We start from the raw sequence: 23,632 nt of genomic DNA, 5'->3' as shown, positions 1-23,632 counted from the left end.
GGTGTTACCCCAAGCATGGTTCTTACTTGATGGTCAGGGCTTCCAGCTTGCCGCCGTTGCCATACACATAAAGCATGTTACCTACCACCAGCGGACGCGCACGCAGGCCGTCGCTGTCGATACGTTGGCGACCGACAAAGCGACCATCCACCTGGCTCAGCAGGTGCAGGTAACCTTCAAAGTCACCGACTGCTACGTAGCTGGAGAAGACTTCCGGTGCCGACAGTTGGCGGCGAGCCAGCGAGTCGTTGCTCCACAGTGCAGTGGTGGAACGCTCATCGACACTTTCAACGGTGCCGGAGGCCAGGCTCACGTAGACGCTGCCAAACCCTTGGGCGACACCCGCATAGCTGGAAGCATCACGCTGCCAGTTGATGCGGCCGCTTTGCAGGTCCAGCGCGGCAACACGGCCCTGATAGGTGGCCACGTAGAGGGTTTCACCCGACAGCAGCAGGCCACCGTCGATGTCCACGACGCGGTCCAGCTCGGAACGGCCTTGCGGGATAGCCACACGGGTTTCCCACGCCGGCACGCCGTTCTGGGTATCCAGGGCGACTACTTTACCGGTCGACAGGCCAGCCACAGCGAGATTGTTGGTCACAATCGGACCACTGGTACCACGCAGGGTCAACACCGCCGGGGTGCTGTCGTACAACCAGCGTTGGTCGCCAGTGGAGGCATCCAGACCGATTACGCGGTCATCCTGGGTCTGCACCACGACGATATCGCCGTTGGTCGCTGGCGCCGAGAGCACTTCACTGGTCACGCGAGCGCGCCATTTCTCTTCGCCGGTGCTGGAGTCGAGTGCGACCACATCACCTTTGAGCGTACCGATCAGCACCATGCCGTAGCCGACACCCACACCACCGGAAACCGGCAGCTCGAGGTCTTTCTTCCACTTGACGTCGCCGTTCATGCGATCCATGGCAACCACGACGCCAGTGGAATCAGTGGCCACGATGTTGTCGCCGTCGATCGCCGGCTGCAACAGGTTGTAGAGGTCGCCCTGCCCGTCACCAATGGATTGGCTCCATTGTTTTTGCAGGACCACTTCTTCCTTGAAGCTGGTCAGCTCGGCAGGCGGCAGTTCTTTTTTGCTGTTGCTGCTGCAACCCGCGGCCAAAACGGCCAGAGCCAGCAATGCTGCATGTTTCCAACGGATCACGTCACGCATCCCCTTTGGCCAAGTCGTCGAGCTTGATTTGTAAGCCACCGACCGCCGCTTCATCAGACAGCGCCGCCTTGGCTTTTTGGTACGCAGCATGGGCTTCGTCGGTACGACCCAATTGGACCAACAGGTCGCCCTTGAGCTCTTCGCGAGTGGCCACGAATGCCTTGTCAGCATCGCCGTCGAGCAGTTTGAGTGCTTCGTCAGCCTTGTTCTGTGCCGCCAATACCTGTGCCAGGCGCTGACGTGCGATTTCACCCAGGGTCGGGTTGGTCGGCTTGTCGGCAATGGCCTTCAGCTCGGTGGCTGCGTCATCCAGCTTGCCGGTATCGACCGCGACCTTCGCGACGAACAGGCTGCCGTACTGGGCGTAGGTGCTACCGCCGAATTCGTTTTTCAGCTTGCCGGCCAGGTCTGCCACCTGTGCAGGGTCAGGCTTGCCGTCCGGCGTCAGGGTAGTTTCCAGCAATTGCTGGTAAACGATCGAGGCGCCCTGGGATTGGTTGGCCTGATACTTGGTCCAGGCTTGCCAGCCGAACACCACCACTAAAGCCAGCAGGCCGCCAGTGACCAGGGGCTTGCCGTTACGCTGCCACCAGTCCTTGAACTCGGCCAGTTGCTCATCATCAGTACTCGACACCCCAATACTCCTTAATCGCTAAATTCGGCTGTTCGACAGCTTCAACCCTGCACGACGCAGGTGGCCAAGTGCGCAGCGAGCGCATCAAAGGCAACGTTCTGTTGTTCACCCTGGCCACGCAGGGGTTTGAAACCTATCACTTGCTGGGCCAATTCGTCATCGCCAAGGATCAGTGCGTACAGCGCACCGCTCTTGTCGGCCTTCTTGAACTGGCTCTTGAAGCTGCCGGCGCCGGCATTGATCTGCAGGCGCAGGTTCGGCAGTTGGTCGCGCACCTTCTCGCTCAAGGCCAGTGCGGCCAGTTCGGCAGCCTCGCCAAAAGCGCACAGGTACACGTCCACCTGACGGGAAATTTCTTCGGGAACCTGTTCAAGGGTTTCCAGCAACAGGATCAGTCGCTCGATACCCATGGCAAAGCCCACGCCCGTAGTCGGCTTGCCGCCCATTTGCTCGACCAGGCCGTCGTAGCGACCACCGGCACACACGGTGCCTTGGGCGCCGAGCTTGTCGGTGACCCACTCGAATACGGTCTTGCTGTAGTAGTCGAGGCCACGCACCAGCTTGGGGTTGATCACGTAGGGAATCCCCGCGGCATCCAGGCGAGCCTTGAGGCCCTCGAAGTGCAAGCGGGATTCGTCGTCCAGGTAATCGGCCATTTTCGGTGCATTGACCAATACGGCCTGGGTGTCGGCGTTCTTGGTATCCAGAACGCGCAACGGGTTGGTTTTCAGACGGCGCTGGCTGTCTTCGTCCAATTTATCCAGGTGAGCCGACAGGTATTCGACCAGGGCTTCGCGATAGCGGCCCCGGGACTCGCTGGTACCCAGGCTGTTGAGTTCGAGCTTGACCGCATCGCGGATGCCCAGTTGGCCCCACAGGCGCCAGGTCAGCACGATCAGCTCGGCGTCGATGTCCGGCCCGTCAAGGTTGAAGACTTCGCAACCGATCTGGTGGAACTGGCGATAGCGGCCTTTCTGCGGGCGCTCGTGGCGGAACATCGGGCCGATGTACCAGAGCTTCTGGGTTTGGCCACCACCGGTGATGCCATGTTCCAGTACGGCGCGCACGCACGCGGCAGTGCCTTCCGGACGCAGGGTCAGGGAGTCGCCGTTGCGGTCTTCGAAGGTGTACATCTCTTTTTCGACGATGTCGGTCACTTCACCGATGGAGCGCTTGAACAGCTCGGTGAACTCGACGATCGGCATGCGGATCTGCTTGTAACCGTAGTTATCCAGCAGGCGCGCGACAGTGCTTTCGAAGTAGCGCCACAGTGGCGTCTGCTCCGGCAGGATGTCGTTCATGCCACGAATGGCTTGCAGAGACTTGCTCACATCAAATCCTTAAATTCGTTCAATCAGCCGCGAGCGATCAGCGCTGCGTCAGCGGCGACCTTCTCGGCCGCTTTCTCGCGGATCAGCTTTTCCAGCTCATCCACCAGATTGTCATTCGTTAGCTTCTGCGACGGCTTGCCGTCGATGTAAATCAAATTCGGCGTACCACCGGTCAGGCCCACATGAGCCTCTTTGGCCTCACCCGGCCCGTTGACCACACAACCGATGACTGCGACATCCAGCGGCACCAGCAGGTCTTCGAGGCGCAGCTCCAGGTCGTTCATGGTTTTCACCACGTCGAAGTTCTGCCGCGAGCAGCTCGGGCAGGCAATGAAGTTGATACCACGGGAACGCAAACGCAGGGATTTGAGAATGTCGTAGCCGACCTTCACTTCCTCTACGGGGTCTGCCGCCAGGGAGATGCGGATAGTATCGCCAATCCCTTCGGCGAGCAGCATACCGAGACCCACCGCAGATTTCACTGTGCCTGAGCGCAAACCGCCAGCTTCAGTGATACCCAAGTGCAGTGGTTGCACGATTTCCTTGGCCAGCAGGCGGTAGGCTTCTACCGCCATGAACACATCGGAGGCCTTTACGCTGACCTTGAAGTCCTGGAAATTCAGGCGCTCCAGGTGCTCAACGTGGCGCAGTGCCGACTCGACCAGCGCCGCCGGGGTAGGCTCGCCGTATTTTTTTTGCAGGTCTTTTTCCAGGGAGCCGGCGTTCACGCCAATGCGGATCGGAATCCCACGATCACGGGCAGCGTCCACCACGGCGCGCACGCGGTCTTCGCGACCGATGTTGCCCGGGTTGATACGCAGGCAGTCCACACCCAGCTCGGCCACGCGCAGTGCAATCTTGTAGTCGAAGTGAATGTCGGCAACCAGCGGCACCTTGACCAACTGCTTGATGCGGCCGAAAGCCTCGGCGGCATCCATGTCCGGTACGGAAACCCGCACGATGTCCACGCCGGCCGCTTCCAGGCGATTGATCTGGGCGACGGTGGCGGCCACATCGTTAGTGTCGCTGTTGGTCATGCTTTGCACTGCAATGGGGGCATCGCCCCCCACCGGCACCGAGCCGACCCAGATCTTGCGCGATACGCGACGTTTGATTGGAGATTCGCCGTGCATGACTATTGTCCCAACTTGAGGCGAGCGGTCTCGCCACTGGTGAACGGCGCCACGTCTACAGGCTGGCCGTTGTAGGCCACTTGCGCGCCACGGGCAAAGCCCAGACGCAGCGTCAAAGGAGGCTTGCCGCCCTGGTCAAGCGTATCTCCCTTACGCTTCAAACCGCTGAACAGCACTTTGCCGTTGCCATCGGTGACCTGCGTCCAGCAGTCAGCGATGAAGGTGATCTGTACGCGCCCGTCACCGGCGATCAACGCAGGGGTGGTCGGAGGCGACATTGCTGGCGCTGCCGGTGCGGCTGGCGCAGGCGTCGCGGGCGCGGGCGCGGGTGCCGCAGGAGCTTGAACCACGGGTGCTGCCGGGGTCACCGGCGCCTGTACCGCCGCAGTGTCAGCAGGCGTGGTGTCCACTTGCGGCGCCGGCTGCTCAGCCGTAGCCGGCACTTGCGGTGCGGCCTGCCCTTCGGCAACCGCCTGGTCTTCCGGCTCGTCCAGCGGATGAATCTGGGTGGTGCCATCGGCGCTTTCGACTTCGACGTGCTCCATGGCGTTGCTGGTCAGGTCTTTGTTGCGCTGGGAGGCCTGGTCTTGCCACCAGACGAAACCGCCGCCGACCACGGCAACCAGCAGCAACAGGCTGACAATCCGCAAAATCGTGTGGGAAACCCGCGTTGGCTCTTCGATGCGCCCAAGGCCATGGACATTGCTGCCCTGGGCATCGGTACCGGTGAACTGGTCGAATTCCTGCACCAGCACGGCCTGGTCAATACCCAGCAATTTGGCGTAGGCGCGAATATAGCCACGGGCAAAGGTGTGCCCAGGCAGCTTGTCGAACGCGCCGGCTTCCAGATTGGCCAGGGACGTGCTGGTCAAATTGAGCTTGAGGGCCACTTCCGCCAGCGACCAACCATTGCTTTCGCGGGCCTGACGCAAGGTTTCGCCTGGGTTTACGCGATTAGCTGCTACATCTTCCGGGTGCGCGGCTTTCATCATTGCTCCGACAGGTATTGCTGATATTCCGGCGTACCGGGATAGAGTCGTTCGAGTTGCTGGCCAAAACGTGCGGCCGTGTCGTGTTCTTCATGAACCGTCGCCAGGCGCACACCGAGCAATAGACTACGTGCATTTTGCCCGCTGAGCAGGCTAAAACGCTCGTAATAGTCTCGTGCCGGCACATAATGCCTGTCTTCGTAAGACAACTCAGCCATTTCGAGCAAAGCCCTTGGCTGGCGACTGTTCAGATGCAGGGCTTTTTCCAGCTGCTGACGCGCGCTGTCGCGCTGACCCAGGCGCATCGAGGTCACCCCGAGGTTCTCGAACACCCGCGAACGCTCAGGATAAAGAGTATCGGCGCTGGCTTGCTGGAAATAAGCGGCGGCTTGGTCATACCGTTTCTGCTCGAACAGGAAACTGCCATAGTTGTTCAGCAACCTGGGATCGGCAGGACGGGAAGCCAGGGCCTTGCTGAAATAGCGGTCGGCCAGCTCAGGCTCTGCCTGGGCCTGAAACACCAGAGCCAGTGCGGCGTTGGCATCGGCATCCGCGCTGTCCAGTTCAAGGGCCTTTTTCAGCGGCACCTTGGCTTGCTCGCTCATACCTTGACGCAAATACCCCAAGCCCAATTGCACATAGGCAACCCGCGCCTCATCACGGCCTTTAGTGGTGTGCAAAGGGCTGTCATGGCCCGATGAAACACAACCGGCAACGAGGCCGGTAAGCAGTAAAAGCAGCGCAAGGCGCAAGGGCATAGAGATCCTCTCTCAGATTCGATTCACAGCAATTTGCGGCAAATCTTCGGCGGCGTTAAGTTCGCGCACGGCGATATAACGTTCGCTGCGGCGGGTGCGGTCCATCACCTGCCCTACCAATTGGCCACAGGCGGCGTCGATGTCTTCACCACGGGTGGTGCGTACGGTGACGTTGTAGCCGGCCTGGTGCAGTTGATCCTGGAAACGGCGGATGGCGTTGTTGCTCGGCCGCTCGTAGCCAGAATGTGGAAACGGGTTGAACGGGATCAGGTTGATCTTGCACGGCGTGTTCTTGAGCAACTCGATCATCTCGACCGCGTGCTCGACCTTGTCGTTGATGTCCTTGAGCATGGTGTACTCAATGGTCAGCACACGCTTCTCACCCAAGGTCGCCATGTAACGCTGGCAAGATTCGAGCAGCATCTTAAGCGGATACTTCTTGTTGATCGGCACCAATTGGTTACGCAATGCGTCATTCGGTGCGTGCAACGACAACGCCAGGGAGACGTCGATGTGCTTGGCCAGCTCATCGATCATCGGCACCACGCCGGAGGTCGACAGGGTCACACGGCGCTTGGAGATGCCGTAGCCCAGGTCGTCCATCATCAGGTGCATGGCCGCAATCACGTTGTCGAAGTTCAGCAGCGGCTCACCCATGCCCATCATCACCACGTTGGTGATGGCACGGTCGACGGTCGCCGGGACGCTGCCAAAGGATTTGTTGGCAATCCACACCTGGCCGATGACTTCGGCGGCGGTGAGGTTGCTATTGAAGCCTTGCTTGCCGGTGGAGCAGAAACTGCAATCCAGGGCACAGCCTGCCTGGGACGAAACGCACAAGGTGCCGCGTTTGCCCTGGGGAATGTACACGGTCTCGACGCAGCTGCCGGACGCCACGCGCACCACCCATTTACGGGTGCCGTCGCTGGAGATGTCCTCGCTGACAACCTCGGGACCACGCACCTCGGCAATGGCCTTGAGCTTGTCGCGCAGGGCCTTGCTGACGTTCGTCATGGCGTCGAAATCGTCGACGCCAAAGTGGTGAATCCACTTCATTACCTGACCGGCACGGAAACGCTTCTCCCCGATTGAGTCGAAGAATTTCTCCATTTCCGGCTGAGTCAGACCCAGCAGGTTGGTTTTAACAGTCGATGTAGTCATGGATTCACCCTCACTCTTTAAGCCGATGCTTAGCGAGCGGTTACTTCAGTAGCAGCGAAAAAGTACGAGATTTCGCGAGCAGCAGCGGCTTCGGAGTCCGAACCGTGAACAGCGTTGGCATCGATGGACTCAGCGAAGTCAGCACGAATGGTGCCGGCAGCCGCTTCTTTAGGGTTGGTAGCGCCCATCAGCTCACGGTTCAGAGCGATAGCGTTTTCGCCTTCCAGAACCTGAACAACAACAGGACCGGAGATCATGAAGGCAACCAGGTCGCCGAAGAAGCCACGAGCGCTGTGCTCAGCGTAGAAGCCTTCAGCTTCAGCCTTGGACAGTTGCTTGAGTTTCGAAGCTACAACCTTCAGGCCGGCTTTTTCGAAACGAGTGGTGATCTCGCCGATGACGTTTTTTGCAACAGCGTCAGGCTTGATGATGGAGAAAGTACGTTGAACAGCCATGGTGTAACTCCAGAAACGGTAATTTACGAAAAATTAAACCCGCGAATTATACGCGGGTTATTGGGTATTGCCTAACTGCGTAAAAAGGCGGCTCAGTCTGCTTCTTCGATCCACAGGCCTTGAATCGCCTCCAGGACCTTTTCGCCACCCCGGTCAGGGATGTCGTCAAAATCCGGCAGCGCCATTACGAGGTTGCGCAGCTTGACGAAGTTCACGGTAAGAGGATTGACCTCAGGGTGAGCTTCGGCAAGTTGTATAGCGATTTCTTGTACATCAACCCATTTCAGGCTCATGACAGTTCCTTGAATCAATGCGGCGCTTCGGCGGCATGGTTGAGCGAATATTTCGGAATTTCAACGGTGAGGTCTTCAGTCCCCACTTTCGCCTGGCAACTCAGACGCGACGTCGGCTCCAGCCCCCACGCCCTATCAAGATAGTCTTCTTCCAGGTCGTCAGCCTCATTAAGGCTGTCGAAACCTTTACGAATGATGCAGTGGCAAGTGGTGCAGGCATTGACGCCACCACACGCACTTTCAATCTCGATATGGTTGTCGTGCGCGACGTCAAGCAGGGACTTGCCGGTCTCTGCCTCCACGACCATGCCATCCGGGCAGTGTTCGGCGTGCGGTAGAAAAGTGACCTGCGGCATCAGTTATTCCTCGATTTCATTCAGGTTGCGGCCCGCCAGTGCGGCTTTCACCGTCTGATCCATACGACGGGCGGCAAAGGCATCAGTCACTTGCGACAGGCGCTTGGTCTGTTGCTCGATGGCGTAACCATCGTTGCCTTTCATCAGTTCGGCCAATTCCTGCATCTGCAGGTCGATGACCATGCGCTCTTCGGCATCCAGCAGGCGCTCGCCGTCGGCTTCAAGGGCGCCCTGCACCGCTTCGAGCAGGCGCTGGGCATCCACTTGCTGCTCACGCAGTACGCGGGCAACCTTGTCGTCACCGGCATACTGGAACGAGTCCTTAAGCATCTTGGCGATTTCGCCGTCGGTCAGGCCGTAGGACGGTTTGACCTGGATGCTGGCCTCAACGCCCGAGGCCAGTTCACGCGCAGCCACGCTGAGCAGGCCATCGGCGTCGACCTGATAGGTGACGCGAATCTTCGCTGCACCAGCCACCATCGCCGGAATGCCGCGCAGTTCAAAGCGCGCCAGGGAGCGGCAGTCGCTGATCAGCTCGCGCTCGCCTTGCAGCACATGAATCATCATGGCCGTCTGGCCGTCTTTGTAGGTGGTGAAATCCTGGGCGCGCGCGACGGGGATGGTGGTGTTGCGTGGAATCACCTTCTCCATCAGGCCGCCCATGGTTTCCAGGCCCAGGGACAAAGGAATCACGTCGAGCAGCAGCAGTTCGCCACCATCGCGCTTGTTACCAGCCAGGGTATCGGCCTGGATTGCGGCGCCAATGGCCACCACTTGATCCGGATCGATTTCAGTCAACGGCTGGCGACCAAAGGCTTCGGCAACCGCCTCACGCACACGGGGCACGCGAGTGGAGCCACCGACCATGACCACAGCGCCGACATCTTCCAGTTCAATACCGGAGTCACGCACAGCACGACGGCAAGCCTTGAGGCTGCGGGCGACCATCGGCTCGATCAGCGCGTCAAACGCTTCGCGGGTCAGCTGTGCCGACCAATCACCATACTGGACTTCAACAGATGCAGCATCAGTCAGCGCTTCCTTGGCCGCACAGGCAGTTTGCAGCAAGTTACGCTGCGCGCCCGGGTCCAGGTCGGCAGACAAACCGGCGCTGGTGATGATCCAGCCAGCGATGGCGTGGTCGAAGTCATCGCCGCCCAGGGCGCTGTCGCCACCGGTGGCCAGCACTTCGAAAACGCCGCCGGTCAGGCGCAGGATCGAAATATCGAAGGTGCCACCGCCCAGATCATAAATGGCGACCAGGCCTTCAGCGTGCTGATCGAGGCCGTAGGCCACAGCCGCAGCGGTCGGCTCGTTGAGCAGGCGCAGTACATTCAGGCCCGCCAGTTTCGCCGCGTCCTTGGTGGCTTGGCGCTGGGCGTCATCGAAATACGCCGGAACGGTGATCACCGCCCCGACCAGCTCGCCGCCCAAGGTTTTTTCCGCACGCTGGCGCAGCACCTTGAGGATATCAGCCGACACTTCGACCGGGCTTTTCAGGCCCTGGACGGTGTCGATAAACGGCATATGGGACTCACCGCCGACAAAGCGGTACGGCAACTGGTCGCCCAACTGCTTGACGTCGGACAGCCCACGACCCATCAAGCGCTTGACCGACAGCACAGTGTTCAGGGGGTCCGAGGACGCGGCCAACTTGGCCGACTCACCCACTTCGGTACGATCAGGGTGGTAACGCACGGCGGACGGCAGGATCACCTGCCCATCGGCATCGGGCAGAGGCTCGGACAGGCCACTGCGCAAGGCAGCAACCAGGGAATTGGTGGTGCCCAGGTCAATCCCGACCGCCAGGCGACGCTGGTGCGGTTGAGGGCTTTGGCCGGGTTCGGCGATTTGCAGTAGGGCCATGGTAATCAGGTCTTATCTGTCTATCAGGCGTGCATCACGGGCAGCACTGGGTTAATCGTCGAGGCGCTCTTCTAGCTGGCGCACTTCGTAGGTGAGCTTGTCGAGGAACTGCATACGCCGCATCAGGCGCTCGGCCTGTTCACGTTGCGCAGCATCATCCCAACAGGCCGCAAAGCTTTCGTTGAGCTCGTCCTGGGCAGTTTTCAGACGACGTTTGAAGACCGCGACCCCCGCCACATCGGCTTCGTCCTGCAGATCTTCGAGCTCTTCACGCCATTGCATCTGCTGCATCAGGAAGTCCGGGTCATGCACGGTGACTTCCATCGGCAACTCACCGCCCTTCATCGCCAGCAAATAGCGCGCGCGTTTGGGGGGGCTCTTGAGCGTCTGATAGGCTTCGTTGAGGCTGGCCGATTGCTCCAGGGCCAGGCGTTGTTCACGCTCGGAAGCGTCGGCAAAGCGGTCCGGATGCACCCCACGCGCCAGTTCTCGATAGCGCGTGGCAAGCTGCTCGAGGTCCAGCCGAAAGCTCGGCTGCAGCTCGAATAAAGCGAAATGACAAGGAGTACCCACGAGTAGCCTCAGATGTTGAAGCTTTCGCCGCAGCCACATTCACCGCGCACGTTGGGGTTGTTGAACTTGAAGCCTTCGTTCAACCCTTCCTTGACGAAATCGAGCTCGGTGCCGTCCAGGTAGGTCAGGCTCTTGGGGTCGATGATCACTTTCTCGCCGTGACTTTCGAACACCTGGTCCTCTTCAACCACCTCGTCGACAAACTCCAGCACGTAGGCAAGGCCGGAACAGCCCGTGGTGCGTACACCCAGACGAATCCCCTCACCTTTACCGCGCCCATTCAGGGAGCGGCGAATGTGCTGCGCAGCCGCTTCTGTCATGCTGATAGCCATCGTTGACTCCTTACTCGTCGCCAAATGCTTAGATCAAGCCTTTCTTCTGCTTGTAGTCGCGAACCGCCGCCTTGATGGCGTCTTCAGCGAGTACGGAGCAGTGGATTTTCACTGGCGGCAGGGCCAGTTCTTCGGCCAGCTGGGTGTTGCTGATGGTGACAGCCTCATCCAGGGACTTGCCTTTCATCCACTCGGTCGCAAGGGAACTGGAGGCGATGGCCGAACCGCAGCCATAGGTCTTGAACTTGGCATCTTCGATAATGCCCTGTTCGTTGACCTTGATCTGCAGGCGCATCACATCGCCGCACGCCGGAGCGCCGACCATGCCGGTGCCGACATCAGGATCTTCCGCGTTCATCTTGCCGACGTTGCGCGGGTTTTCGTAGTGGTCGATGACCTTTTCGCTGTAAGCCATGGTACTGAATCCTCACTCATCAGGGCCGCTCTGGAACCCTGTAGAAACGCCTGCGTTTACCGCCACGTTCCTACAGAGCTTGGGTGGCGGCTTCTATATTTAGTGTGCCGCCCACTCGATCTTGGAAATATCGACACCGTCTTTGTACATGTCCCACAGCGGCGACAGAACGCGCAGCTTGTTGACGGCTTCGCAGACCTTCTGCGCGGCATAGTCGACTTGCTCTTCAGTGGTGAAGCGGCCGAACGTAAAGCGGATCGAGCTGTGTGCCAGTTCGTCGTTGCGGCCCAGGGCGCGCAATACATACGAAGGCTCAAGGGATGCCGAGGTACAGGCCGAACCGGACGAGACCGCCAGGTCCTTGAGCGCCATGATCAGCGACTCGCCTTCGACATAGTTGAAGCTCAAATTCAGGTTGTGCGGTACACGGGCAGTCATGCTGCCGTTGATGTACAGCTCTTCAAGGTTCTCGACCTGCTTGTAGAAGCGATCACTCAGGGCCTTGATACGTACATTTTCGGCAGCCATGTCTTCCTTGGCTACGCGGAAGGCTTCACCCATGCCGACGATCTGGTGGGTCGCCAGGGTGCCCGAACGCATGCCGCGTTCGTGGCCGCCACCGTGCATGGTCGCTTCGATGCGCACGCGTGGCTTGCGGCTGACGTAGAGAGCGCCGATGCCTTTAGGGCCGTAAGTCTTGTGGGCCGAGAACGACATCAGGTCGACTTTCAGCTTGGACAGGTCGATATCGACCTTGCCGGTAGACTGAGCAGCGTCGACGTGTAGCAACACACCCTTGGAGCGCGTCAGCTCGCCGATGGCGGCGATGTCGTTGATGGTACCGATTTCGTTGTTCACGTGGATCACGGAAACCAGGATGGTGTCTTCACGCATCGCGGCTTCGATCATCGCAGGGGTGACGATACCGTCGGTGGTGGGCTCAAGGTAAGTCACCTCGAAACCTTCACGCTCCAGTTGGCGCATGGTGTCGAGGACAGCCTTGTGCTCAATCTTGGTGGTGATCAGGTGCTTGCCCTTGGTTGCGTAGAAATGCGCCGCACCCTTGATAGCCAGGTTGTCGGACTCGGTAGCACCGGACGTCCAGACGATTTCACGCGGGTCGGCGTTGACCAGATCAGCGACCTGGCGACGCGCGTTCTCGACCGCTTCCTCGGCCTTCCAGCCGAATACGTGGGAACGGGAGGCCGGGTTGCCGAAGTTTCCGTCAACCAGCAGGCATTCGCTCATTTTTTGCGCAACACGCGGATCAACCGGGGTGGTCGCTGAGTAATCAAGGTAAATCGGCAATTTCATGGACTTTCTCCTAAATCAGGCTGGCTGGCACGCCGTTAGCTCTTCGGCTGTCACTCGACGGCGGACGCTTCGATCTTGTCCAGACGCGGCGCCTTGGTATTGCAACGGCGCTGGTCCTGACGCTGGGCTACTTCTTGCACCTCACGGCGAGTCACAAGATCAGCCAAGCTGATACCACTCAAAAACTCATGGATCTGCAGGCTCAAGTCACACCACAAGTGGTGTGTCAGGCAGGTGTCGCCGGCGTGGCAATCACCCAAACCCTGGCATTTGGTGGCATCGACGGATTCGTTGACCGCGTCGATCACCTGGGCCACCTGAATGCCCTGCATGTCGCGGGACAATTGATAGCCACCACCTGGACCACGAACGCTGGAAACCAGATTGCTGCGGCGCAATTTGGCGAACAGCTGCTCGAGGTAGGACAGGGAAATGCCTTGGCGCTCGGAGATATCGGCCAGGGACACCGGCCCAGTTTGCGCGTGCAGGGCCAGGTCAAGCATGGCGGTCACCGCGTATCGGCCTTTTGTAGTCAGTCTCATGGACAAGTACCAAGGTGTTTCAGAATGGGAGCAAGTATGCGATTCCCGAGTATTTAAGTCAACTATAAGACCTAGTACTTTAGTCAGGAATACCCGTAAAAAGGGCGCGCGAATCATAGCAGGATGGGGTGGGATGGACCAGCGGGAACAGGGCCTGGCAGAGATCTCGAGACCAATGGAGATCAAAATGTGGGAGGGGGCTTGCTCCCGATGACTGAGTGTCAGCCAATCAGGCATCAACTGACCTACCGCTATCGGGGGCAAGCCCCCTCCCACAGGGGACCTCAGCTTGCCTTGGTGGCGGCCTCGTCCTTGATCTCGGCGAAGTCCTCTTCGCGCAACTCAGGCAAGTCTTTGGCACAGTATGGGCTGCCCAGATCCTTCAGCGCACCACACATACCGTCCAGCTTGCCGTCCACTGCTTGCAGATGATCAAGCAGCTGACCAATGGCGCGAGCCACCGGATCGGGCATGTCTTCGCTGACGCCATAGGCGTCAAAACCGATCTTCTCGGCCATGGCCTTGCGCTTGGCCTCCTGCTCGTCGCCGACCTCTGGTTTGACGATGATGCGACCCGGAATACCCACCACGGTGGCGCCAGCAGGTACAGCCTTGGTCACCACGGCGTTGGAACCTACCTTGGCACCGGCACCCACGGTAAAGGGCCCCAGCACCTTGGCGCCCGCCCCCACCACCACACCATTTTCCAGGGTCGGGTGACGCTTGCCTTTATTCCATGTAGTACCGCCCAGGGTCACACCTTGGTAAAGCGTCACGTCATCACCGATCTCGGCGGTCTCGCCTATGACAATACCCATGCCATGGTCGATAAAGAAGCGACGGCCCACCTTGGCGCCCGGATGAATCTCGATGCCGGTCAACCAGCGACCGAAGTTCGACACCAGCCGGGCCAGCCATTTCCAGCCCATGCCCCACAAGGCGCCGGACAGACGGTGAATCCAGATCGCGTGCAGGCCCGGATAGCAGGTCAGCACTTCAAAGGCGTTGCGCGCCGCCGGGTCACGATGGAAAACACTCTGGATATCTTCTCGCAAACGCTCGAACATTTTTAATCCTTCCGCTTAAGAAGCTCACCACGGGCCGCTTTCTGGGTTTCCGTGAGGATGCCACGCAATATATTCATCTCCGCCCGGCTCACCGAGCTGCGACCGTACAAACGACGCAGGCGCGCCATCAAGTGCCGTGGCTTTTCAGGATCGAGGAATTCGATGGCCACCAGGGTTTGCTCCAGGTGCTCATAGAACCGCTCCAGCTCGTCCATGGTGGCCAGCTCACCACTTTTGGTCGACGCCACTTCGTCCTTTTCCACTTTGCTCGGCTGGCCAGCAGCAGCCAGCCAGGCCATGCGCACTTCGTACGTCAACACTTGCACCGCCGCCCCGAGGTTCAGCGAGCTGAACTCAGGGTCTGAGGGGATATGCACGTGATAATGACATCGCTGCAGCTCTTCGTTGGTGAGGCCGGAATCTTCACGGCCAAATACCAAGGCAATTTCGGCACCGCCGATGGCCTCTTCCACCACTTTGGTGCCGCACTCACGCGGATCCAGCAGCGGCCAGGGGATACGCCGATCGCGAGCGCTGGTGCCGAGCACCAGGTTGCAGCCGACCAGAGCCTCTTCCAGGGTGGCGACGATCTGGGCGTTTGCCAGCAGGTCATTGGCGCCGGATGCACGGGCATCGGCCTCGTGGTGCGGGAACACCCGCGGTTCGACCAGCACCAGGCGCGTCAGCCCCATGTTTTTCATGGCTCGCGCCACCCCGCCGATATTGCCGGGATGACTGGTATTGACCAAGACGACACGAATGTTTTGCAGCAAGGGAGGCGCTCTCGGACACGGGAAAGGGGAGCAAATCTTACAGAACAGCCTAAGGTTATGCCATGAAAGCTAACGTCGTCCTTCACCTGAGGAAAGTTTCTGCTAGAATGCCCGGCTTTCTTTAACAACCTTAGGTGACACATCCATGCAGCCCATGCTGAATATCGCGCTGCGCGCCGCCCGCAGCGCCAGTGAATTGATCTTCCGCTCCATCGAGCGCCTGGATACCATCAAGGTCGACGAAAAAGACGCCAAGGATTATGTATCCGAGGTGGATCGCGCCGCCGAACAGAAGATCATCGACGCCCTGCGCAAGGCCTACCCTACCCACGGCATCCTCGGCGAAGAAACCGGCCTGCACAAAGGTAGCGGCGAAGGCGAAGACTACCTGTGGATCATCGACCCACTGGATGGCACCACCAACTTCCTGCGCGGCATCCCGCACTTTGCCGTGAGCATCGCCTGCAAATACCGTGGCCGCCTGGAACACGCTGTTGTGCTGGATCCGGTGCGCCAGGAAGAGTTCACCGCCAGCCGTGGCCGTGGCGCCCAGCTCAATGGTCGTCGCTTGCGCGTCAGCGGTCGCACCAGCCTGGAAGGCGCCCTGCTGGGCACCGGCTTCCCGTTCCGTGACGACCAGATGGACAACCTGGAAAACTACCTGGGCATGTTCCGTGCCCTGGTTGGCCAGACCGCCGGTATCCGCCGCGCCGGTGCAGCCAGCCTGGACCTGGCCTATGTCGCCGCCGGTCGTTTTGATGCATTCTGGGAATCGGGCCTGTCCGAGTGGGACATGGCAGCAGGCGCTCTGCTGATCCAGGAAGCAGGCGGCCTGGTGAGCGATTTCACCGGCGGTCACGACTTCCTGGAGAAAGGCCACGTGGTTGCCGGCAACACCAAATGCTTCAAGGCCGTACTGACGGCGATCCAGCCGCACCTGCCGGCTTCGCTGAAGCGTTAAGCGAGCGAGCACAAAAAAGCACCCCTAGGGGTGCTTTTTTTATGCGTGGGATTTAGCAAAAAACCAATTCCAAATGCTCAATACAATCCAATGTGGGAGCTGGCTTGCCTGCGATGACGGGCTGCCAACCAAGTGATTAGTTGCTGACCCACCGCTATCGCAGGCAAGCCAGCTCCCACATTTGGATCGAAGCCAGGCCTGGGGATTACTGCTGGTTCTGACCCAGGATCAGACGACCTTCTTTGTCGACTGGAATCTGGCCGCCTGGATCACGCTCCATACGCACAGTCCCTTCCTTGCCATCCAGGTTGTAACGCACGTCATAACCGACAACCTTGTCGCTGATGTCGTTAACAGTGTTACAGCGGGTTTGCGTGGTGGTGTAGGTATCACGGTTCTGCATGCCTTCCTGAACCTTGTTACCGGCGTAACCGCCACCAACCGCACCGGCCACGGTGGCCAGCTTCTTACCATTACCGCCACCGATCTGGTTACCCAACAGGCCACCTGCAAGGGCGCCGACCACGGTACCGGCGATTTGATGTTGATCCTGCACCGGACGTTGCCGGGTCACAGTGACGTCCTTGCAGACCTCACGCGGGGTTTTGATCTGGGTTTTAACCGGCTGTACCGCCAGTACTTGCGCATACTCAGGGCCGCTTTTTACCAGGCTGTAGGTGGCAACAGCACCCCCGGCAGTCACACCGACAGCACCCAATACCGCACCAACCAGCAACGACTTGTTCACGTTGAACCTCCTGACCATCACAAACGGATCGAAAGATCCGCGCTATACCCAGCCTTGGAGCAAAAAAAAAGGCGCGAGTTCAATACTCGCGCCCTTCTTGTAACAGCCGATCAACTAACGCCCATCAAGGGCGGTCGTCGACCTCCTTGCCAGTAGCAGCAGGAGGGATCAAGTCTTCGCTGTTGAGGTTGAGCCAGATCAGCACCACGTTGGCAATGTAGATCGACGAGTAGGTACCCGCCAGAACACCGATGAACAGCGCCAGCGAGAAGCCCCACAGGTTGTCGCCCCCGAAGATCATCAGCGCGGCGATCGCCAGCAAGGTGGAGATCGACGTCGCCATGGTCCGCAGCAGCGTCTGGGTGGTGGAGATGTTGATGTTCTCGATCAATGTCGCCTTGCGCAGCACCCGGAAGTTCTCACGAACCCGGTCGAATACCACGATGGTGTCGTTGAGCGAGTAACCAATGATCGCCAGCACGGCCGCCAATACGGTCAGGTCGAAGGTGATCTGGAAGTAGGCCAGGATCCCCACAGTCACGATCACGTCGTGGATCAGCGACACAATGGCGCCGACACCGAACTTCCACTGAAAGCGGAAGGCCAGGTAGATCATGATGCCGACCAGCGCCATCAGCATGCCGAGGCCGCCCTGGTCGCGCAGCTCTTCACCGACCTGCGGGCCGACGAACTCGACGCGCTTGACCGATGCCGGGTTGTCGCCGCCGACCTTCTGCAAGGCCTCAGCTACCTGGTGACCCAGTTGCGGGTCTTCGCCAGGCATACGCACCAGCAGGTCAGTAGTGGCGCCGAAGCTCTGCACCACCGCCTCGTGATAGCCGGCCTTGACCAGCTCATTGCGCACCAGGGTGACATCGGCCGGCTTCTCGTAGGTCAGCTCGATAAGCGTACCGCCGGTGAAGTCCAGCCCGTAGTTCAGGCCCTTATGGAACCAGCTGAACAACGCCAGAACGGTAAGGAGCACGGTGACGCCGAACGCAACGTTGCGAACGCCCATGAAGTTGATTGTACGTAACATGGCAGCCCCTTAAATCCACAACTTCTTGAAGTCACGCCCGCCAAAGATCAGGTTGACCATTGCGCGGGTCACCATGATGGCCGTGAACATCGAGGTAAAGATACCCAGGGACATGGTCACCGCAAAACCTTTGACAGGGCCGGTGCCCATGGCAAAGAGAATCCCGCCGACCAGCAAAGTGGTCAAGTTGGAGTCGAGAATCGCGGTAAATGCCCGGCCGAAGCCTTCGTTGATAGCACGCTGTACGGTCATGCCGGCGGCGATCTCTTCACGGATACGCGAGAAGATCAGCACGTTGGCGTCAACCGCCATACCCATGGTAAGCACGATACCGGCGATACCCGGCAAGGTCAGCGTCGCGCCCAGCAGCGACATCAGCGCCAGCAGCATCACCATGTTGCCCGCCAGTGCGACGGTGGCGATAACGCCGAAGAAGCGGTAGATGGCGATGATGAACAGCGACACGAACAACATGCCCCACAGCGCCGCATCCACACCCTTGGTGATGTTGTCGGCACCCAGGCTCGGGCCGATGGTACGTTCTTCAGCGAAGTACATCGGCGCCGCCAGGCCACCAGCACGCAGCAGCAGCGCCAGCTCGGAGGACTCACCCTGGCCGTTCAAGCCAGTGATGCGGAACTGCGCACCCAGCGGCGACTGGATGGTCGCCAGGCTGATGATCTTTTTCTCTTCCTTGAAGGTCTGCACCGGCACGTCTTTCTCGACGCCGTTGACCATCTGCTTGGTATAGGTGGTAACGGGGCGCTGCTCGATGAAGATCACCGCCATGCTGCGACCGACGTTGCTGCGCGTGGCGCGGCTCATCAGCTCGCCACCGTGACCATCCAGGCGGATGTTCACTTCAGGGGTGCCGTGCTCGCCGAAACCAGCCTTGGCGTCGGTCACCTGGTCACCAGTGATGATCAAGCCACGCTCGATCAACGCAGGAGGACGATTGCCCTCGCGGAACTCGAACTCTTCGGAGGTCGCACGAGTGGCACCCGGATCAGCTGCAAGGCGGAATTCCAGGTTGGCGGTTTTACCCAGGATACGCTTGGCTTCAGCAGTGTCCTGTACGCCCGGCAACTCAACCACGATACGGTTGGCGCCCTGGCGCTGCACGATCGGCTCGGCCACACCCAGCTCGTTGACGCGGTTACGTACCGTGGTCAAGTTCTGCTTGATGGAGTACTCGCGGATCTCGGCGATCTTGGCCGGGCTCATCGCCAGGCGCAACACAGCCTGACCATTCAAGTCGGCCGGCACGATGTCGAAGTCATTGAAATTCTTGCGGATCAGCGCACGGGCCTGCTCGCGGGAAGCTTCGTCAGCAAAACCCAGCTGGATGGCACCGTTGAGCTGCGGCAAGCTGCGATAACGCAGTTTCTCTTTGCGCAGCAGGCTCTTCACGTCGCCTTCATAGACTTTCAGACGCGCGTCGAGGGCCTTGTCCATGTCGACTTCCAGCAGGAAGTGCACGCCACCGGACAAGTCCAGGCCCAGCTTCATCGGGTGCGCGCCAATGCTGCGCAGCCATTGAGGCGTGGTCTGTGCCAGGTTCAATGCAACGACGTAGTCGTCACCCATGACCTTGCGTACAACGTCCTTGGCCGGCAATTGGTCTTCTTGCTTGGTCAGGCGCAACAAGCCGCCTTTGGAACCAGCTGCCAAGGTTGCCGCTTTAACCTGGATGCCCGCGTCAGTCAGCGCTTTGCTAGCGCGTTCCAGATCAGCCTGATTGACCTGCAGCGAAGTGCTGGCGCCAGAGATCTGGATCGCCGGGTCATCAGGATAGAGATTGGGAGCGGAATAAATAAAACCGATCGCCAGCACCGCCAGGATCAGTACGTATTTCCACAGAGGGTATTTGTTCAGCATCACGCCGCCCGCTTATAACGCGGGGCGCCTTGCGCGCCCCGTCGATTGGTAAAGGTTGTTACTTAGATCGCTTTGAGCGTGCCCTTAGGCAGCGTGGCGGCGATGGCGCCCTTCTGGAACTTCATTTCTACGGTGTCGGAGACTTCCAGTACCACGAAAGCATCGGAAACCTTGGTGATCTTGCCGGCGATGCCGCCAGTGGTCACGACTTCGTCGCCTTTTTGCAGGCTGCCCAGCAGGTTTTTCTGCTCTTTGGCGCGCTTGGCCTGTGGACGCCAGATCATCAGGTAGAAGATGACCAGGAAGCCGACCAGGAAAATCCACTCGAAACCACCGCCCATAGGGCCGGCAGCAGCAGGCGCAGCGGCGTCAGCCATGGCGTTAGAGATAAAAAAGCTCATTTAGCACTCCAGTTGCAAATAGTGAATCTTAGGGTCGGAAAACTCAGTCCAAGGGCGGCACAGGGAGCCCGCGCTTGGCATAGAAGGCATCGACGAAGGCGGCCAATGTACCCTGTTGAATAGCCTCGCGCAAACCAGCCATCAGGACTTGGTAGTGACGCAAATTGTGGATGGTATTCAACATGCTACCCAGCATTTCCCCGCACTTGTCCAGATGATGCAGATAGGCACGGGAGAAGTTCTGGCAGGTGTAGCAGTCACAGGTGGGATCCAGCGGCGAATCATCATGGCGATGGAACGCGTTACGGATCTTGAGCACGCCTGTATCGATGAACAGATGCCCATTGCGGGCATTACGGGTTGGCATCACGCAATCGAACATGTCCACACCGCGGCGCACACCCTCTACGAGATCTTCCGGTTTGCCAACGCCCATAAGGTAACGAGGTTTGTCAGCGGGCATCAGGCCCGGCAGGTAGTCGAGCACCTTGATCATTTCGTGCTTGGGCTCGCCCACCGACAAACCGCCGATGGCCAGGCCGTCGAAGCCGATCTTGTCGAGGCCTTCCAGCGAGCGTTTACGCAGGCTTTCGTGCATCCCGCCCTGGACAATCCCGAACAGCGCCGCGGTGTTGTCACCATGGGCGTTCTTCGAGCGCTGGGCCCAACGCAGGGACAGCTCCATGGAGATGCGCGCCACGTCTTCGTCAGCCGGGTAAGGCGTGCACTCGTCGAAAATCATCACGATGTCGGAACCCAGGTCGCGCTGGACCTGCATTGACTCTTCCGGCCCCATGAACACCTTGGCACCGTCCACCGGCGAGGCGAAGGTCACGCCCTCTTCCTTGATCTTGCGCATGGCGCCCAGGCTGAATACCTGGAAACCACCGGAGTCGGTGAGGATCGGGCCTTGCCATTTCATGAAGTCATGCAGATCGCCGTGCTTTTTGATCACTTCCGTGCCCGGGCGCAGCCACAGGTGGAAGGTGTTGCCGAGGATAATCTCGGCACCGGTAGCGACGATGTCGCGCGGCAACATGCCCTTGACGGTGCCGTAGGTGCCGACCGGCATGAACGCCGGGGTCTCCACGGTGCCGCGCGGGAAGGTCAGGCGACCGCGACGGGCTTTGCCGTCGGTGGCCAACAATTCAAACGACATACGACTCATAGTTGTTCCTCTGGGCCGCGTGGCGCCGGGTTACGGGTGATAAACATCGCATCACCGTAGCTGAAAAAACGGTACTCGTTGGCAATGGCGGCCTGGTAAGCAGCCATGGTTTGCGGGTAACCGGCAAATGCCGACACCAGCATCAAGAGCGTGGATTCGGGCAAATGGAAATTGGTGACCAGGCAATCGACCACATGGAATGGCCGGCCCGGGAAAATAAAGATATCGGTGTCACCACTGAACGGCTTGAGCACGCCATCACGCGCCGCACTTTCAAGTGATCGTACGCTGGTGGTGCCCACGGCCACCACTCGCCCGCCGCGCGCCTTACACGCATTGACCGCGTCCACGACGTCCTGGCTGACCTCCAGCCATTCGCTGTGCATGTGGTGGTCCTCGATGTTCTCCACACGCACCGGCTGAAACGTACCGGCCCCCACGTGCAGGGTCACATAGGCCGTCTCAACGCCCTTGGCGGCAATCGCATCCAGCAGCGGCTGGTCGAAATGCAGCCCGGCAGTCGGCGCCGCTACAGCGCCGAGGCGCTGTGAGTACACCGTCTGATAGCGCTCGCGGTCCGCGTCTTCGTCGGGGCGGTCTATATAAGGAGGCAACGGCATATGGCCGACGCGATCCAGCAACGGCAGCACTTCTTCGGCAAACTTGAGCTCGAACAAGGCATCGTGGCGCGCAACCATCTCGGCTTCGCCACCGCCATCAATGAGGATGCTCGAACCCGGCTTGGGCGACTTGCTGGAGCGCACATGGGCCAGCACACGATGGCTGTCCAGCACCCGCTCCACCAGAATTTCCAGCTTGCCGCCGGAAGCTTTCTGGCCGAACAGCCGCGCCGGAATCACCCGGGTGTTGTTGAAAACCATCAAATCGCCCGGGCGCAAATGCTCAAGCAAATCAGTGAATTGACGGTGTGCGAGGGCACCGCTGACCCCGTCCAGGGTCAGCAGTCGACTGGCGCGACGCTCGGCCAAAGGGTGGCGAGCGATCAGCGAATCAGGGAGCTCAAAAGTAAAGTCAGCAACGCGCATGATGGGGTTCGTCTAGCAGGGCCGGGAAGTCTAGCGGAAATAGTGAAAATAGACCATGAAACGTGATTGACCAACGGTAATCTCATCTCTATACTTCGCCGCCATTGAGCCCTGATGGCGGAATTGGTAGACGCGGCGGATTCAAAATCCGTTTTCGAAAGGAGTGGGAGTTCGAGTCTCCCTCGGGGCACCATCTTAAAGAAAGACCTTGAAATTCAAGGTCTTTTTTTTCGCCTGTGAAAAAGTGCCGGGCGTGGCAGTGGGGGGGGTTAGCGAGACCATGGAATTGATGCTTGAAGCGGTTGCACTGTTCGCCCTGAAGCTGGCGCATGAAACCGAGGACGGCAGCCCGCTGCTGCGCGATGATCCTGCAATGGATGGCTATGAGCGTGAAGTGTTTGGGTTGTTGGTGCGCCAGGAAAACCTGGCTGAGATCCAGTTGAAGCTCGATGAGTGCATCACCCAGGCGTTGATTGCATTGGGTGGAGCGGACAGCGTGCTCGGGCGTGAATTGCTAAAGCTATCCACCCCTGTGCAAAACATCTCTCACCTTGATGAGTTGATCTGCCCGCTGACCGTTCTAAAGGGCTATCTGAAAGATGTGCAATGAATCGGTGATCAGCATAACGGCCAGGTACACCATCAATACCGCCACCCCTGCATCCAGCCAACGCCAGACCGCTGGCTTGCGAAACAATACTGTCAACCGCTGACAGCACAGCGCCAACACCACAAACCACACGAGTGATGCCGTCATGGCGCCTGTCGCGAACAGTGCCTGTTGGCCCGCAGGTTTCGTGGCCCCGATAGAACCAATCAGCACCACGGTATCCAGCCATGCATAAGGGTTGGCAAAGCCGAGTATGACCGCCGAGCGCAACAGCCCTCTTTGCGAATTGCCGCCTTGAGCATCCGGCATGGACTGATCCCGGATACAAGCCAACAGACGCTGGCCACCAAACCAAAGCAGATAGGCCGCTCCGGACAATAGCAATAGCGCCATCACCTCAGGCCGACTTCCCAATAACGACCCTAAACCCGTGACCCCGAAAGCGATCAGGAAAATATCGGCCAATACGCAAATGGCGACAACGCCCCAGATCGGCCCGCGACCGACACCTTGGCGGATCACCAGGGTGTCTTTCGGGCCTGGGGCGGCGAACAGTCCGATGCCCAAGAGCAAACCTTCGATGTAAAGGGCATTGAAATGAGGAAACATGGACTG

General features: G+C 59.4%; 27 protein-coding genes and 1 tRNA gene. 3 read left to right on the top strand and 25 right to left on the bottom strand.

The features are described from left to right. Nucleotides 1–22: 22 nt before the first annotated feature. From bamB to trmJ, 18 genes are all read right to left on the bottom strand, one after another. The gene (bamB, locus tag E4P01_RS24590) at nt 23–1,174 is read right to left on the bottom strand and encodes an outer membrane protein assembly factor BamB (protein WP_005791169.1); all 1,152 of its coding nucleotides are present in this window, start codon (nt 1,172–1,174) and stop codon (nt 23–25) included. Further along, complete coding sequence (locus tag E4P01_RS24585) at nt 1,167–1,808, bottom strand: YfgM family protein (protein WP_003194010.1); 642 nt, start codon at nt 1,806–1,808, stop codon at nt 1,167–1,169. The genes bamB and E4P01_RS24585 overlap by 8 nt, the downstream gene beginning before the upstream one ends. Before the next feature lie 41 nt (nt 1,809–1,849). Next, nucleotides 1,850–3,139 carry a histidine--tRNA ligase gene (hisS, locus tag E4P01_RS24580; protein WP_216092072.1) on the bottom strand — a complete coding sequence of 430 codons (1,290 nt, stop codon included), beginning with the start codon at nt 3,137–3,139 and terminating at the stop codon, nt 1,850–1,852. 23 nt (nt 3,140–3,162) lie between these two features. Further along, nucleotides 3,163–4,272, bottom strand: coding sequence for a flavodoxin-dependent (E)-4-hydroxy-3-methylbut-2-enyl-diphosphate synthase (ispG, locus tag E4P01_RS24575; RefSeq protein WP_003175952.1), 1,110 nt, complete (start codon nt 4,270–4,272; stop codon nt 3,163–3,165). Nucleotides 4,273–4,274: 2 nt separating this feature from the next. Then, nucleotides 4,275–5,261 carry a RodZ family helix-turn-helix domain-containing protein gene (locus E4P01_RS24570; protein ID WP_216092073.1) on the bottom strand — a complete coding sequence of 329 codons (987 nt, stop codon included), beginning with the start codon at nt 5,259–5,261 and terminating at the stop codon, nt 4,275–4,277. Beyond that, nucleotides 5,261–6,019 (bottom strand): type IV pilus biogenesis/stability protein PilW, encoded by a 759-nt coding sequence (gene pilW, locus E4P01_RS24565; protein WP_032879606.1) that lies wholly within the window; start codon nt 6,017–6,019, stop codon nt 5,261–5,263. Before pilW ends, E4P01_RS24570 begins: the two co-directional genes overlap by 1 nt. A 12-nt stretch (nt 6,020–6,031) precedes the next feature. Then, nucleotides 6,032–7,180, bottom strand: coding sequence for a 23S rRNA (adenine(2503)-C(2))-methyltransferase RlmN (rlmN, locus tag E4P01_RS24560; protein ID WP_005791178.1), 1,149 nt, complete (start codon nt 7,178–7,180; stop codon nt 6,032–6,034). A 29-nt stretch (nt 7,181–7,209) separates the two neighbouring features. Further along, nucleotides 7,210–7,635 (bottom strand): nucleoside-diphosphate kinase, encoded by a 426-nt coding sequence (gene ndk, locus E4P01_RS24555; protein ID WP_003175956.1) that lies wholly within the window; start codon nt 7,633–7,635, stop codon nt 7,210–7,212. 92 nt (nt 7,636–7,727) lie between these two features. Next, nucleotides 7,728–7,928 carry a Fe-S cluster assembly protein IscX gene (iscX, locus tag E4P01_RS24550; protein WP_032879605.1) on the bottom strand — a complete coding sequence of 67 codons (201 nt, stop codon included), beginning with the start codon at nt 7,926–7,928 and terminating at the stop codon, nt 7,728–7,730. Nucleotides 7,929–7,942: 14 nt separating this feature from the next. Beyond that, nucleotides 7,943–8,284 carry an ISC system 2Fe-2S type ferredoxin gene (fdx, locus tag E4P01_RS24545; RefSeq protein ID WP_005791182.1) on the bottom strand — a complete coding sequence of 114 codons (342 nt, stop codon included), beginning with the start codon at nt 8,282–8,284 and terminating at the stop codon, nt 7,943–7,945. 3 nt (nt 8,285–8,287) lie between these two features. Further along, complete coding sequence (hscA, locus tag E4P01_RS24540) at nt 8,288–10,150, bottom strand: Fe-S protein assembly chaperone HscA (RefSeq protein ID WP_216092074.1); 1,863 nt, start codon at nt 10,148–10,150, stop codon at nt 8,288–8,290. Nucleotides 10,151–10,201: 51 nt separating this feature from the next. Beyond that, nucleotides 10,202–10,723: a co-chaperone HscB gene (hscB, locus tag E4P01_RS24535; RefSeq protein ID WP_005791186.1), complete on the bottom strand. Its 522-nt coding sequence runs from the start codon at nt 10,721–10,723 to the stop codon at nt 10,202–10,204. 8 nt (nt 10,724–10,731) lie between these two features. Then, nucleotides 10,732–11,055 (bottom strand): iron-sulfur cluster assembly protein IscA, encoded by a 324-nt coding sequence (iscA, locus tag E4P01_RS24530; protein ID WP_003209680.1) that lies wholly within the window; start codon nt 11,053–11,055, stop codon nt 10,732–10,734. A 28-nt stretch (nt 11,056–11,083) separates the two neighbouring features. Further along, nucleotides 11,084–11,470, bottom strand: coding sequence for a Fe-S cluster assembly scaffold IscU (iscU, locus tag E4P01_RS24525; protein ID WP_032879603.1), 387 nt, complete (start codon nt 11,468–11,470; stop codon nt 11,084–11,086). A 99-nt stretch (nt 11,471–11,569) separates the two neighbouring features. Further along, nucleotides 11,570–12,784, bottom strand: coding sequence for an IscS subfamily cysteine desulfurase (locus E4P01_RS24520; protein WP_003194019.1), 1,215 nt, complete (start codon nt 12,782–12,784; stop codon nt 11,570–11,572). 50 nt (nt 12,785–12,834) lie between these two features. Then, on the bottom strand, nt 12,835–13,326 hold the full coding sequence (iscR, locus tag E4P01_RS24515) for a Fe-S cluster assembly transcriptional regulator IscR (protein WP_003194020.1): 492 nt from the start codon (nt 13,324–13,326) through the stop codon (nt 12,835–12,837). 284 nt (nt 13,327–13,610) lie between these two features. Beyond that, complete coding sequence (cysE, locus tag E4P01_RS24510) at nt 13,611–14,393, bottom strand: serine O-acetyltransferase (RefSeq protein WP_032879602.1); 783 nt, start codon at nt 14,391–14,393, stop codon at nt 13,611–13,613. A gap of 2 nt (nt 14,394–14,395) precedes the next feature. Next, a complete protein-coding gene (gene trmJ / locus E4P01_RS24505) occupies nt 14,396–15,166 on the bottom strand; it encodes a tRNA (cytosine(32)/uridine(32)-2'-O)-methyltransferase TrmJ (RefSeq protein WP_032879601.1) in 771 nt (256 codons plus the stop codon). A 145-nt stretch (nt 15,167–15,311) separates the two neighbouring features. Here trmJ and suhB point away from each other — a divergent pair, with 145 nt between their 5' ends. Continuing rightward, complete coding sequence (suhB, locus tag E4P01_RS24500) at nt 15,312–16,127, top strand: inositol-phosphate phosphatase (protein ID WP_005791195.1); 816 nt, start codon at nt 15,312–15,314, stop codon at nt 16,125–16,127. Between the two features lie 205 nt (nt 16,128–16,332). Here the strand turns inward: suhB and E4P01_RS24495 are convergent, their stop codons facing one another. From E4P01_RS24495 to queA, 6 genes are all read right to left on the bottom strand, one after another. Then, a complete protein-coding gene (locus E4P01_RS24495) occupies nt 16,333–16,875 on the bottom strand; it encodes a glycine zipper 2TM domain-containing protein (RefSeq protein ID WP_005791197.1) in 543 nt (180 codons plus the stop codon). 124 nt (nt 16,876–16,999) lie between these two features. After that, complete coding sequence (gene secF, locus E4P01_RS24490) at nt 17,000–17,914, bottom strand: protein translocase subunit SecF (protein ID WP_032879600.1); 915 nt, start codon at nt 17,912–17,914, stop codon at nt 17,000–17,002. A gap of 9 nt (nt 17,915–17,923) precedes the next feature. Next, nucleotides 17,924–19,792, bottom strand: coding sequence for a protein translocase subunit SecD (gene secD / locus E4P01_RS24485; RefSeq protein ID WP_078822260.1), 1,869 nt, complete (start codon nt 19,790–19,792; stop codon nt 17,924–17,926). Nucleotides 19,793–19,854: 62 nt separating this feature from the next. Beyond that, a complete protein-coding gene (yajC, locus tag E4P01_RS24480; RefSeq protein WP_003175975.1) occupies nt 19,855–20,193 on the bottom strand; it encodes a preprotein translocase subunit YajC in 339 nt (112 codons plus the stop codon). Nucleotides 20,194–20,236: 43 nt separating this feature from the next. Continuing rightward, complete coding sequence (tgt, locus tag E4P01_RS24475; RefSeq protein WP_032803964.1) at nt 20,237–21,352, bottom strand: tRNA guanosine(34) transglycosylase Tgt; 1,116 nt, start codon at nt 21,350–21,352, stop codon at nt 20,237–20,239. 5 nt (nt 21,353–21,357) lie between these two features. Then, nucleotides 21,358–22,407, bottom strand: a complete 1,050-nt coding sequence (queA, locus tag E4P01_RS24470) for a tRNA preQ1(34) S-adenosylmethionine ribosyltransferase-isomerase QueA (RefSeq protein ID WP_032879598.1) — start codon at nt 22,405–22,407, stop codon at nt 21,358–21,360. 108 nt (nt 22,408–22,515) lie between these two features. Between queA and E4P01_RS24465 the strand changes: the two genes are divergently transcribed. Beyond that, nucleotides 22,516–22,600 (top strand) — tRNA-Leu (locus tag E4P01_RS24465). A gap of 87 nt (nt 22,601–22,687) precedes the next feature. After that, nucleotides 22,688–23,017, top strand: coding sequence for a hypothetical protein (locus E4P01_RS24460; RefSeq protein ID WP_216092194.1), 330 nt, complete (start codon nt 22,688–22,690; stop codon nt 23,015–23,017). On the opposite strand, the gene E4P01_RS24455 is transcribed toward E4P01_RS24460, so the two are convergent. Next, nucleotides 22,988–23,626 (bottom strand): LysE family transporter, encoded by a 639-nt coding sequence (locus tag E4P01_RS24455; RefSeq protein ID WP_005791208.1) that lies wholly within the window; start codon nt 23,624–23,626, stop codon nt 22,988–22,990. The genes E4P01_RS24460 and E4P01_RS24455 overlap by 30 nt on opposite strands. Between the last annotated feature and the right edge of the window lie 6 nt (nt 23,627–23,632).

Origin of the sequence: Pseudomonas sp. NCIMB 10586, assembly GCF_023127895.1 — a bacterium.
Classification (GTDB): domain Bacteria; phylum Pseudomonadota; class Gammaproteobacteria; order Pseudomonadales; family Pseudomonadaceae; genus Aquipseudomonas; species Aquipseudomonas synxantha_A.
Note: the sequence above shows the minus strand (reverse complement) of the source record. Positions and strands in the feature narration are given on the sequence as shown.

Excerpts from the sequence above, each read along its gene's own strand:
- secD (WP_078822260.1), bottom strand. The coding sequence starts at position 19,792 with ATGCTGAACAAATACCCTCTGTGGAAATACGTACTGATCCTGGCGGTG.
- queA (WP_032879598.1), bottom strand. The coding sequence starts at position 22,407 with ATGCGCGTTGCTGACTTTACTTTTGAGCTCCCTGATTCGCTGATCGCT.
- suhB (WP_005791195.1), top strand. The coding sequence starts at position 15,312 with ATGCAGCCCATGCTGAATATCGCGCTGCGCGCCGCCCGCAGCGCCAGT.
- iscX (WP_032879605.1), bottom strand. The coding sequence starts at position 7,928 with ATGAGCCTGAAATGGGTTGATGTACAAGAAATCGCTATACAACTTGCC.
- secF (WP_032879600.1), bottom strand. The coding sequence starts at position 17,914 with ATGTTACGTACAATCAACTTCATGGGCGTTCGCAACGTTGCGTTCGGC.
- E4P01_RS24455 (WP_005791208.1), bottom strand. The coding sequence starts at position 23,626 with ATGTTTCCTCATTTCAATGCCCTTTACATCGAAGGTTTGCTCTTGGGC.
- cysE (WP_032879602.1), bottom strand. The coding sequence starts at position 14,393 with ATGTTCGAGCGTTTGCGAGAAGATATCCAGAGTGTTTTCCATCGTGAC.
- E4P01_RS24460 (WP_216092194.1), top strand. The coding sequence starts at position 22,688 with ATGGAATTGATGCTTGAAGCGGTTGCACTGTTCGCCCTGAAGCTGGCG.
- iscR (WP_003194020.1), bottom strand. The coding sequence starts at position 13,326 with ATGAGACTGACTACAAAAGGCCGATACGCGGTGACCGCCATGCTTGAC.
- E4P01_RS24570 (WP_216092073.1), bottom strand. The coding sequence starts at position 5,261 with ATGAAAGCCGCGCACCCGGAAGATGTAGCAGCTAATCGCGTAAACCCA.
- pilW (WP_032879606.1), bottom strand. The coding sequence starts at position 6,019 with ATGCCCTTGCGCCTTGCGCTGCTTTTACTGCTTACCGGCCTCGTTGCC.
- iscA (WP_003209680.1), bottom strand. The coding sequence starts at position 11,055 with ATGGCTATCAGCATGACAGAAGCGGCTGCGCAGCACATTCGCCGCTCC.
- tgt (WP_032803964.1), bottom strand. The coding sequence starts at position 21,352 with ATGTCGTTTGAATTGTTGGCCACCGACGGCAAAGCCCGTCGCGGTCGC.
- hscA (WP_216092074.1), bottom strand. The coding sequence starts at position 10,150 with ATGGCCCTACTGCAAATCGCCGAACCCGGCCAAAGCCCTCAACCGCAC.
- fdx (WP_005791182.1), bottom strand. The coding sequence starts at position 8,284 with ATGCCGCAGGTCACTTTTCTACCGCACGCCGAACACTGCCCGGATGGC.
- yajC (WP_003175975.1), bottom strand. The coding sequence starts at position 20,193 with ATGAGCTTTTTTATCTCTAACGCCATGGCTGACGCCGCTGCGCCTGCT.
- ndk (WP_003175956.1), bottom strand. The coding sequence starts at position 7,635 with ATGGCTGTTCAACGTACTTTCTCCATCATCAAGCCTGACGCTGTTGCA.
- iscU (WP_032879603.1), bottom strand. The coding sequence starts at position 11,470 with ATGGCTTACAGCGAAAAGGTCATCGACCACTACGAAAACCCGCGCAAC.
- rlmN (WP_005791178.1), bottom strand. The coding sequence starts at position 7,180 with ATGACTACATCGACTGTTAAAACCAACCTGCTGGGTCTGACTCAGCCG.
- ispG (WP_003175952.1), bottom strand. The coding sequence starts at position 4,272 with ATGCACGGCGAATCTCCAATCAAACGTCGCGTATCGCGCAAGATCTGG.
- bamB (WP_005791169.1), bottom strand. The coding sequence starts at position 1,174 with ATGCGTGACGTGATCCGTTGGAAACATGCAGCATTGCTGGCTCTGGCC.
- E4P01_RS24520 (WP_003194019.1), bottom strand. The coding sequence starts at position 12,784 with ATGAAATTGCCGATTTACCTTGATTACTCAGCGACCACCCCGGTTGAT.